Origin of the sequence: Salinivirga sp., assembly GCF_035268865.1 — a bacterium.
Classification (GTDB): Bacteria; Bacteroidota; Bacteroidia; order Bacteroidales; family Salinivirgaceae; genus Salinivirga.
The window spans coordinates 1-10,180 of record NZ_DATFKB010000071.1 but is presented as its reverse complement, the minus strand read 5'-3'; the positions used below and the strand labels follow the sequence as shown (position 1 = coordinate 10,180).

General features: G+C 40.0%; 11 protein-coding genes. 4 read left to right on the top strand and 7 right to left on the bottom strand.

Features of this window, described 5'->3' with window-relative positions:
• The 6 genes from VJ937_RS04350 to purE all read right to left on the bottom strand — a co-directional run.
• Positions 1 to 703: mechanosensitive ion channel family protein (locus tag VJ937_RS04350; RefSeq protein ID WP_324065668.1), on the bottom strand; the 703-nt coding region annotated here is incomplete at its 3' end.
• Positions 704 to 851: 148 nt separating this feature from the next.
• Positions 852 to 3,041: a glutamine synthetase III gene (locus VJ937_RS04345; RefSeq protein ID WP_324065667.1), complete on the bottom strand. Its 2,190-nt coding sequence runs from the start codon at positions 3,039 to 3,041 to the stop codon at positions 852 to 854.
• 112 nt (positions 3,042 to 3,153) lie between these two features.
• Positions 3,154 to 3,573: a DoxX family protein gene (locus VJ937_RS04340; RefSeq protein ID WP_057952882.1), complete on the bottom strand. Its 420-nt coding sequence runs from the start codon at positions 3,571 to 3,573 to the stop codon at positions 3,154 to 3,156.
• A gap of 66 nt (positions 3,574 to 3,639) precedes the next feature.
• Complete coding sequence (locus VJ937_RS04335; RefSeq protein ID WP_324065666.1) at positions 3,640 to 5,655, bottom strand: hypothetical protein; 2,016 nt, start codon at positions 5,653 to 5,655, stop codon at positions 3,640 to 3,642.
• A 3-nt stretch (positions 5,656 to 5,658) separates the two neighbouring features.
• Entirely contained in the window at positions 5,659 to 6,468 is an 810-nt protein-coding gene (locus tag VJ937_RS04330) for a hypothetical protein (RefSeq protein ID WP_324065665.1), read from the bottom strand.
• Positions 6,469 to 6,552: 84 nt separating this feature from the next.
• Entirely contained in the window at positions 6,553 to 7,059 is a 507-nt protein-coding gene (gene purE, locus VJ937_RS04325; RefSeq protein ID WP_324065664.1) for a 5-(carboxyamino)imidazole ribonucleotide mutase, read from the bottom strand.
• 181 nt (positions 7,060 to 7,240) lie between these two features.
• On the opposite strand from purE, the gene hpt reads away from it, so the two are divergent.
• From hpt to VJ937_RS04305, 4 genes are read left to right on the top strand one after another with little or no spacing between them, the layout of a single operon-like run.
• A complete protein-coding gene (gene hpt / locus VJ937_RS04320) occupies positions 7,241 to 7,774 on the top strand; it encodes a hypoxanthine phosphoribosyltransferase (protein ID WP_324065663.1) in 534 nt (177 codons plus the stop codon).
• A 14-nt stretch (positions 7,775 to 7,788) separates the two neighbouring features.
• Positions 7,789 to 8,364 (top strand): adenylate kinase, encoded by a 576-nt coding sequence (locus VJ937_RS04315; RefSeq protein WP_324065662.1) that lies wholly within the window; start codon positions 7,789 to 7,791, stop codon positions 8,362 to 8,364.
• Positions 8,365 to 8,370: 6 nt separating this feature from the next.
• Positions 8,371 to 9,372, top strand: a complete 1,002-nt coding sequence (gene obgE / locus VJ937_RS04310; RefSeq protein WP_324065661.1) for a GTPase ObgE — start codon at positions 8,371 to 8,373, stop codon at positions 9,370 to 9,372.
• A complete protein-coding gene (locus VJ937_RS04305) occupies positions 9,365 to 9,937 on the top strand; it encodes a phosphatase PAP2 family protein (protein ID WP_057952875.1) in 573 nt (190 codons plus the stop codon). Before obgE ends, VJ937_RS04305 begins: the two co-directional genes overlap by 8 nt.
• Before the next feature lie 32 nt (positions 9,938 to 9,969).
• Here VJ937_RS04305 and VJ937_RS04300 read toward each other — a convergent pair.
• Positions 9,970 to 10,180, bottom strand: a 211-nt coding sequence (locus tag VJ937_RS04300; protein ID WP_324065660.1) for a hypothetical protein, incomplete at its 5' end; no start/stop codon positions are given.

The window sequence follows — 10,180 nt, the reverse complement described above, 5'->3', positions numbered from 1 at the left end:
TTTCAGTGGGCTCTTTTATTTTGTCTTTAAACATTTCATCTTGTTCGAGGTCTTCTGCAACCTCTTTCATAACTTTCATAACATGATCGGCATTTTCTTTATAGGCTACACCAATCTCTACTGTAATAGCCGACCATTCTTTGGTCATGTTAGATAAAGAGTTAATTTTTCCGTTTTGAAAAATATGCACAACACCGGAAAAATCGCGCAATGTAGTAGTACGAAGCTCGATTCGTTCAACCAGACCAGCAGTACCGTTAATTATAGCCACATCACCCGATCTTATTTGGTTTTCGAGCAATACAAAGAAACCCGAAATGAAATCGCGGACCAACTCTTGTGCCCCAAAACCGAGCGCAAGGCCTAAAATACCAGCACTTGCGAGAATTGGACCAATATTTACTCCAAATTTGCTCAGTAAAATCATCAGAAAAATGGCCCAAATTACGATATTGGATGCTCCACGGGCTATATTCATTAAGGTGTTGATTCTTTTTTCTGTCTCACTTGCATCATCTTTATCCATGCGCTGTGCTCGTTTTATGATCATCTTTTTTAAGCGGTTCAATAAGAAGCGTACAAGCCGAAATGCAATAAAAGTAAATATTAGCAGAATGATTATAGACGGAAGTTCATTAATTACCCAATTGCTTGCTTTTTCAAAAATGGATGTCCAGAAATCTTCTGTTAAAAAGTTTTTCATGATTAATTTTGATTAGATGGTTACAATATTTTTACAAATCAGCGTTTTATTAGTTTATATCTAATTAAATAAAATTACTAAAATAAAAGGCTCCGAAAAATAATGTTTGCAAAATTCTTCGGAGCCGTAATTATGTTAGTATCCGTTTTTACCGCATAAACAGTAATTCCCTGTACTTTGGCAATGGCCAGATATTATCATCGCAAATGAGCTCAAGTTTATCTATGTGGTATCTTATCTGATCGAACCATACCTGGACTTCCTTATCATAAAGTAACGCACTTTCGGCGATATCCTGAGCATCATTGGCTTTTTTACGGGCGTCAACCATATTGCTCACCATCTGACGAATGTTTTTTACATGTGCGGAGATTTTCTTTATGGAATCAATATGAGGTTGCGACATTTCACGATAGTCCTTGCCATCAAGTATTTCCTTTAATCCTTTAACGTTGTCTATCAGTATGTTTTGATAGTTTATAGCCGTCGGAACTACATGGTTAATAGCGAGGTCTCCCAATACCCGTGATTCAATTTGCATTTGCTTAATAAAAGTGTCGAGCCATATTTCATATCGGGCTTCAAGTTCTTTGTCAGAAAATACTTTATGTTTGCTAAACAGATCTGCATTATGCTTTTTAGTAAATTCTTTCAGGGCTAGGGGAACTGAACGTACATTGGTTAAGTTTCTTTTTTCAGCTTCTTTGATCCAGTCATCACTGTATCCATCGCCCTCAAAAAGAATGTTTTTCGATTCGGTAATTAAATCGCGTAACAGGGCGATGAGGGTTTTATCGAAACTTGCACCTTCTTTCATATTACCGGATAACTTTTGGTAGAATTTATCAAGCTGGTCAGCCATTGCGGTATTAAGGGTGATCATCGGAGATGCACAGTTGGCCGAAGATCCAACAGCCCGGAATTCGAAACGGTTTCCTGTGAAGGCAAAAGGTGACGTACGGTTGCGATCTGTATTGTCCAGCAACAACTCAGGAATATTGGCAATATTCAATTGTATTTTAGCCGATAGCTCATCTGTAAGCTCTTCCTTTTCTGGGCTGTCGGCAATTTGGTTAAGAATTTTTGTGAGTTCCTGTCCAATAAATACTGAAATAATTGCTGGTGGTGCTTCATTGGCCCCAAGCCTGTGTTGATTGCCTGCCGAAACAATTGAGCTGCGAAGTAAGTCGGCATTATGATATACTGCACTAATGGCATTTACCAGAAATGTAAGGAACATCAGGTTTTTGCCGGGCATACTTCCGGGTGATAACAGGTTTACTCCTGTATTGGTTAATAGCGACCAGTTGTTGTGTTTACCAGAACCATTGACTCCCTGAAATGGTTTTTCGTGCAGCAATACCCTGAACTTATGTTTTCGTGCAATTTTTTTCATCAGGTCCATTAGCAACTGATTGTGATCTACAGCAAGGTTTACATCTTCAAACATAGGTGCACATTCGAATTGGCCCGGCGCCACTTCGTTATGGCGTGTCTTTACCGGAATTCCAAGTAAATGCGATTGTTGCTCAAAATCCTGTATAAATTGCATTACGCGTGATGGAATACTGCCAAAGTAATGATCTTCCAACTGCTGGTCTTTGGCCGATGCATGCCCCATTAAAGTACGTCCTGTTAGGTGAAGGTCGGGGCGGGCCATATAAAGTCTTTCGTCTACCAGAAAATACTCTTGTTCCCAACCCAGTGTAACTTTCACCGACGATACATTTTGATCAAACAAACGGCAAACTTTAGCTGCTGTTTCACTCAGGCTACGCTGCGATTTGAGCAAAGGGGTTTTAAAATCAAGAGAGTCGCCTTTATATGATATGAAAACTGTTGGAATACACAGGGTGCCATCGATAAGGAAAGCTGGTGAGCTTGGGTCCCAACCTGTATAGCCGCGTGCTTCAAATGTGTTACGCATTCCTCCGCTGGGGAAGCTGGATGCATCAGGTTCTTGTTGCACCAGCAGTTTGCCTGAAAACCTTTCCAGGTTGTGGTTGCCACCTGCAAAGTCGATGAATGCATCATGTTTTTCAGCTGTTGCTCCATTTAATGGCTGAAACCAGTGAGTGTAGTGGGTTGCGCCATGTTCCATAGCCCAGCCTTTCATCGCAGATGCTATTTGGTCGGCCAGTTGAAGCGATATAGGTTGATTGTTGCTGATTGACTGTTGAAATTCGTTATAAGCCTTTTGAGATAGATAGTTTTGCATTTTTTCATGCGTGAAAACGTATTGAGCAAAATACTCAGATACTTTTTGATGTTCTTGTTTCGGCGTAGTGCACTGATCGTGCATAATTTGCTCAAGGGCTTTAAAACGAATGTTTGTCATAATAAAAAAATATTAAATGGTTAGAAATGTGTGATCAGCCAACGGACGCAAAATTAATTGAATAAATTGTTTTATTAGCCTGATGTTGAAAACTATATAAAAAACTTAACGATTATTTAACCATTAGTTTGGTTAACCTGTACTTTCCCGGACCTATCAATGCAAGTGATGCAAACAATATAAAAGCCTCAAGTGAATGTGAGTATTTTATGAACCCGTCTCCGCCAAAATAATGATTTAGAAAAGCAATTAGCATGGTGAAAGCAAGCATCAGGGTGGTCGGGACAAACGCCAATCCAAATATTAAAAGTAAACCACCTACAGCTTCAGCAAAGCCCGCCATGAAACCCCAGAATGCGGGAAGAAAGTTTATGCCAATAACAGACATTGCTTTGCCTGTGGATTCCCAACCCTCGGGGCCACTTAGTAGTTTGGGTAAACCATGAAATATGAACATGATTCCTATTCCAATACGCAGTATTAATAAACCTGCGTGGACATAATTCAGAGATGATTTTTGTGATAATTTCATTGTGCCAAATCGTTTTCTTTTGAAACTATGGTAGGAGTGAATTGTTTAAGCCTGCAATCGATTACGTTAAAACTTTATTCTCAGTTTTGTGTGAATGGCTGTTCTTTCTGAACCTTCTATAAGCTCATTCCCTGATGATATTTCGTCTTTGTGCAGATAGGTTGTTTGCTCAATCCGGGCATACAAAGAGATGTATTCTGTAATATCCCATTTTGCATTTAAATAATACCGAACACCTGTCTCCTGAAACGATGGCACAGAGAAACTGTAAAGTACATCCCGCTCATAGGTGTAAATTCGGGCGGTATAGTCCTCCACATCGAAAATATTTATGCGGAAGCTTGCACTTAATTTGCTTTCTGGAGGATCGTAAAAGTGTTCGTAAAAAAGGAGCCACCCATCGTAATTGGCTGTGTCTTGTTTAAAATGGCTAAAAGCTAACCGGGCCTGACCTGACCATTCTTTGGTAAAGTCCATTTTAGCCTGAATGCGCCATTTGTAGAGTTCTCCGTAAACTAAATCGGCATATTGATGGTCAGATACGGTTGTGGACTTTTTTTCGTATTTTAAGCGTGTCTGGATATCAATTTCCCGCTGTGGCGCATAATCTATGTTGATTAGATATTCGCTTCCATCTGTGGGTGCTTTTTCCCCGTAACGTAACCATGGAAACCGAAACAAGTCGGCATATAAATTAACTTTGGTGTATTTAAAAGGAAGCCATTCCAAACCAAAATAAAAGCCTTCTTCATTTTGAACCGATGATCCTTCGCCCAACGCATAGCCGTGTAAAGCAGTGAACTCTTTTTGGTAGTTCCTGTAAAGCAATGCTAAGCCTGCTGATTCTGAAGGATAGAATGAGAGACCATGCAGGTTTGCCCAGTGATTATTTTTCGACCAGGCCACCTCTCCAAAAAATGTAAATCTGTGTAGCTGGTAAGTGTACCCTCCCGATAAGTTGGCAAATTTTTGTCCCTCAGGGTCGTAAAGGTCATACAATTGACCCGATTTTTGAATTGTGTGCTCGTAGTTTGTGAAAATGCTGTTCAGGTTAATGTTCAGGTTGCCAAAACGGCCATTGATAAAACTCCCTGCAATAAATTCTTTTACGCTGTTTTCTTTGGCTTGTTCCCCTGTAGTACGATGCAATCCAGTAGCTGAAAGGCTCGAAATAACGGGCTTGTCTAAAGTGTCAACGGTTGCATCAATATCCTGGTAGCTTGCGAACAGACCTGCATTTATGTTTTTAAGACTCCCTTCGACACCGGCTCCCCTCATAAAACCATATTCAGTGGCACTTCTGTAGGGTTTAAATCCTTGCCGGGTATTTCTAATTTGTGTGGTAGCTGAATTTTTTCCACCCCAAATGCCCTGCCCACATATTAAACCCTGCCCCATTGTAACCTGGTAATCGCCTATAGCCATTGTTTTTAGTCTATCTCCGGGCGTTAGAAAAATGTGCATTGAGTAGTAATCGAAACCATGATTATTGCTTCCTTTAAAAAAAGCTTCTCCGGGGTCTTTTTCAGCTGTAATCCCGGCTGAGTATTGCTGCGAGCGGTTATATTGATATCGAAAGTATACTTTACCGGGTTTTCCCTCATAGTCGCCATCTTTGTAGCCCTGTTTTTGCTCAAAAAAGCGGTTATACTGTGTCATTATTTCATGCCGGCCCCATAAATATTCCCGAAGGTCCTTTTTTTCTTCTTCCTCCTTGCCAAAAGTAAAGAAAAGCATAAGGGTCTGAGCTGTTTGTCGGGTGAAAGAGGGCATGTAAATGAGCTCATAAGGTGAAAGCAAATCGCCGTTGTTTTTTATGTAATCCTGCATTTCTGCTGCCTGCATCGGATTTATTAGCTGGTAGCCAAGCAGGGTTTCTGCTGTGATGGTGTTTATGTTGGGTTTTGTTTCAGACCAATAGGTCAGGGTATTGGATATTTCTTCGATTGTTGATTCTGCAACTTCATTTTCCTGTAATTCTTCAGCAATATTCGAAATATATTGCTGTGCACTTTTTTGCTGGCCATAAATAGCCATATTAATGAGCAATATGCCTAATATGAGAATTAATTTCCTGCTCATGATTTAAAAAAAGTATTGCAATGAAAAATGTGTTCCTGGTTCAAGGTAAGTGTTGCTGGTAACTGCCACCTGCACAGCAAATTGGTTGAAGTTATAGCCGGCTCCTGCTGAAAAACTTTGGGGCTCGGTTTGGAAACCTGCCTGTATGTTCAGACCCATTGAAAACTCATAATCAATGCCAACCCGGAAATTGATTTTTTGATTGATATGTTTTTCGACTTCTGATGTTATAAGAAAATCGTCTGTTACAAGTACTCCTGCACCAACTCTCAATATTGTTTCCGGAGTTTCATCTCCATGGTCACCGGTTTTGCTAAGGGTGGGGTTGTATATATGTGCTCCAAATAGCCAGCGTTCTCCAAATTGAGCCTGTATGCCGGCTTCGGCAACTAAACTGTGAAATGATTCGTAAGGCCCGTTTAAATGTGTGTAAAGATAGCTGAACTGTACACCCGCTGAAAAATGATCACCCAGGCTTCTTCCGTAACCCAGGCCAATTTTATTTTCGTTATAAATGTCGTAACCAAACCGTTGTACCTGTAGCCCCATACCTCCCCCCAGAAGCGGAAAGCGCCCTTGCGCAGCTATTACCGATAGCTGAGGTAAATCGGGTTGATACATGCTGTAAATTGAAACAGCAGTTGAGTCATACCATCCGAGTGCTGCCTGGTTTTGCATATAGGCAAGTTTGGGCGACATCACAACAGCGTTGCTCATAGCTGCCGGACGCGCTCCTCCGTAAAAATAGTAATTGCCTGCAAACCCTGCATGCACTATTAGCGAAAAGATGAATAATAAAAGTAGCTTTTGCATTGACCAGATTTCTTAAAAAGAAAAGGGATTTATTCGAAAAATATGAATAAATCCCTTTAGTGCAAAATATTTTGCCTTACTATATTAATTTGTTTTGTATTCGTATTTTATTTTTGCTAGTTCCTCGTTGGCTTTAACAATTTTTTGTTTAAGGTCTGCTTTATAAGCCACCGTGGCCTCAAAAATTTCTTTATTATCTGTAGCCAGTATTTGTGCTGCTAAAATACCGGCATTTTTAGCTCCGTTTATACTCACTGTAGCAACAGGTATCCCCGGGGGCATCTGCATGATAGAGAGGGCAGCATCTAAACCGTCGAGAGAAGCATTTATGGGTACCCCTATTACCGGAATTGGTGTTAAAGCAGCAATAACGCCTGGTAAGTGTGCAGCCATACCTGCGCCGGCAATTATTACGCGTATTCCTTTATCATAAGCATTTTGAGCAAATTCTTCAACTTTTTCCGGGGTGCGATGGGCAGAAAGTGCGTTGATTTCGAATGGGATTTTAAACTCATCAAGCACCTGGGCAGCTTTTTCCATTATTGGTAAATCAGAAGTGCTGCCCATGATAATACTAACTTTTGGTGTCATAATAATAACATTTGGGCGGTTTATAGTTCAATAAAAAAACAATTATTTTCACATTAAGTTCTGGAATAAATTTCTTCTTAATCAAATCATTTAATTCATTATTTTTCATAAAATAATGAAATTGTAGATGAACCTTTGTATTTTCGCATCAAATATACAAAAACCACCTTAATCCAAATTTATGAATAAAGTTAAAATCCACGACAAAATATTCGAAATCTCCATTCATCATGATAAAATACTGGAGCGGGTAAAGGCTATTGCAGCCCAAATGAATAAAGACCTGAAAGATAAGGATGTTATTTTTCTGGGTATCCTAAATGGTTCTTTTATGTTTGCTTCAGATCTGTTTAAATATATAACTGTTCCTGCCCCCATATCGTTTCTTAAATTAGCCTCTTATGAGGGGACTTTTTCTTCAGGTAAAGTAAAAAGGCTAATCGGAATAAACGAAGATATTGCCGATAAAACAGTGATTATTATTGAAGATATAGTTGATTCGGGTTTAACCCTGGAGCAGATTATTAAGCAACTCAGAGGGTATGACCCAGCCGATATTAAAGTAGCAACACTTTTGTATAAGCCTGAAGCTTATACAAAAGATTTTGACATAGATTATGTTGGCTTTAGTATCCCACCCGATTTTATTATAGGCTATGGTCTTGATTATGATGGGTTAGGGCGAAATTTACCGCATATTTATAAGGTCGAATAAAAAAATAACAGCTTATGTTTAACCTTGTACTTTTTGGCCCCCCGGGTTCTGGCAAAGGGACACAATCTGATCGGATTAGTGAACGATATAACTTAAGACACATTTCTACCGGCGATATTTTCCGCAAGGAAATGGACGAAGAGACGCCTTTGGGTCTCAGAGCAAAAAAATATGTGGAAAAGGGCGATCTTGTGCCGGATGAGTTGGTGGTTGATTTGGTGATGAAATTCCTTGATCAGCACAACGATGAAAAGGGTTTTATTTTTGATGGATTTCCCAGGACTATAAGGCAGGCAGAAATATTACGCTCTGAACTTTTTGAAAGGGGCGAAACCATAAAACTGATGATAGATCTGAAAGTTCCGGAAGCAGAACTGCTTGAGCGCATGCGGAAAAGAGGTTTAGAATCGGGTAGGGCCGATGATCAGAACGAAGATGTATTGCAAAATCGACTGCAAACTTACAGGGCAAGTACTGAGCCGGTCATAACTTTTTATACAAGACATCATAAACATTACGATATAGACGGAGTTGGAACTGTCGATGAGGTTTTTAACCGCATCAGCTGCGTTATAGAACAATTTATTTAATAAACAATGGGACAATCAAATTTTGTAGATTATATCCGGATATTTTGTCGTTCGGGTAAAGGAGGGGCAGGTTCAGAGCATTTTCGCAGAGAAAAGTTTGTTCCTAAAGGAGGTCCCGATGGTGGTGATGGTGGCCGTGGCGGAAATATATATTTGCGTGGTAATCAGAATCAATGGACATTGCTGCATTTGCGTTATAAAAAGCACATTTTTGCAGGTGATGGTCAGCCAGGAGGAGGTCAGAGGAGCTTTGGAGCCCAGGGTGAAGATGTGATAATAGACGTGCCCATTGGTACCATAGTGCGGGATGAAGAAACAAATGAGCTAATTTGTGAGGTCACAAAGCATGATGAGAAGGTTGTGTTGCTGGAAGGAGGTCAGGGTGGCCTTGGTAATACGCATTTTAAAACATCAACAAACCAGGCACCGCATCACGCTCAGCCAGGGAAACCAGGTATGGAGGGATGGTTTGTGTTCGAGTTGAAAGTGCTGGCCGACATTGGTTTGGTGGGCTTTCCCAATGCTGGGAAATCTACATTGCTTTCAGTTGTATCGGCCGCCAAACCAAAAATTGCCGACTATGCTTTTACAACTTTAACCCCGAACCTTGGAATCGTGCCATACCGTGATAACCGGTCCTTTGTAATGGCCGATATTCCTGGTATCATTGAAGGTGCAGCTGAAGGAAAAGGTTTGGGGCTTCGCTTTTTGAGACATATTGAGCGAAACCCGGCATTGCTTTTTATGGTTCCTGCAGATAGCGATGATATTCATAATGAGTATAAAATTTTACTTTCGGAACTTGAGAAGCATAACCCGCAATTACTCGATAAATCCAGAATTTTGGCAATTACAAAAAGCGATATGCTCGATGAAGAGTTAATAGAGGAGATTTCAGAGGATTTGCCCGATATTCCGGTTTTGTTTATTTCTTCGGTAGCTCAGATGAATCTCGATAAACTTAAAGACCTGATTTGGAATACCTTAAATTTTGAAGAAGATGTTTGATACTTTAGTGCAATTTGATAAAGAGTTGTTTTTATTCCTGAATGGCTTGCATAATAGTTTTTTTGATCAAATTATGTGGTGGTTCAGCGAAAAGTATTTTTGGATACCGCTTTATGCTGCGGTTTTAATTTGGTGGGTAAAAGAGTGGAAGTGGAACGTTATTTGGCTGGTGGTTTTTGCAGTATTAGTTGTTGTTGCGAATGATCAGATATCAGTAGCTATAAAGTTTGCCATTGAACGGCCCAGGCCATCGCATAATCCGGAGTTTGAAGGTCTCGTGCATTTGTTAAATAATTACCATGGAGGTGCTTATGGCTTTGTGTCAAGCCATGCGGCCAATACTTTCGGGTTTGCTGTTTTTTCGCTTATGTTTATTAAAAGGCGTTGGTATACAATTGCTATATTAATATGGGCAGCCCTGGTTTCATATAGCCGGGTTTATTTGGGCGTTCATTATCCGGCCGATATATTTTTTGGTGGTTTGCTTGGCGTTGGGTTTGGCTTTTTGCTCTATTATTTATGCAATTTTAGTATGCAAAAATTTCCCATAAAAAAAGCTGCCTGATTGGGGCAGCTTTTGAGTAGGTGTATATAAATTTATTTTTTCTGCATAAAACTCAAAATAACAACTGCAGCACCCTCTTTTCCATCTTTAAAATATGCTCGTATTTTATAAACGCCAGATTTTTGACAGAAAAAACCAAAAGCTTCTTTTAGCTCACCATCTGGCTGCAGGTTTGTTGTAAGTTTCTTTGTACCATCGTATAGCTCTACGACAACCTTTCCTGCGTAACCATCGGCATTACAG

What these genes read in the sequence shown, in the direction of transcription:
- VJ937_RS04345 (WP_324065667.1), bottom strand. Translation starts at nt 3,041, where the DNA reads ATGACAAACATTCGTTTTAAAGCCCTTGAGCAAATTATGCACGATCAG.
- VJ937_RS04340 (WP_057952882.1), bottom strand. Translation starts at nt 3,573, where the DNA reads ATGAAATTATCACAAAAATCATCTCTGAATTATGTCCACGCAGGTTTA.
- VJ937_RS04335 (WP_324065666.1), bottom strand. Translation starts at nt 5,655, where the DNA reads ATGAGCAGGAAATTAATTCTCATATTAGGCATATTGCTCATTAATATG.
- VJ937_RS04330 (WP_324065665.1), bottom strand. Translation starts at nt 6,468, where the DNA reads ATGCAAAAGCTACTTTTATTATTCATCTTTTCGCTAATAGTGCATGCA.
- purE (WP_324065664.1), bottom strand. Translation starts at nt 7,059, where the DNA reads ATGACACCAAAAGTTAGTATTATCATGGGCAGCACTTCTGATTTACCA.
- hpt (WP_324065663.1), top strand. Translation starts at nt 7,241, where the DNA reads ATGAATAAAGTTAAAATCCACGACAAAATATTCGAAATCTCCATTCAT.
- VJ937_RS04315 (WP_324065662.1), top strand. Translation starts at nt 7,789, where the DNA reads ATGTTTAACCTTGTACTTTTTGGCCCCCCGGGTTCTGGCAAAGGGACA.
- obgE (WP_324065661.1), top strand. Translation starts at nt 8,371, where the DNA reads ATGGGACAATCAAATTTTGTAGATTATATCCGGATATTTTGTCGTTCG.
- VJ937_RS04305 (WP_057952875.1), top strand. Translation starts at nt 9,365, where the DNA reads ATGTTTGATACTTTAGTGCAATTTGATAAAGAGTTGTTTTTATTCCTG.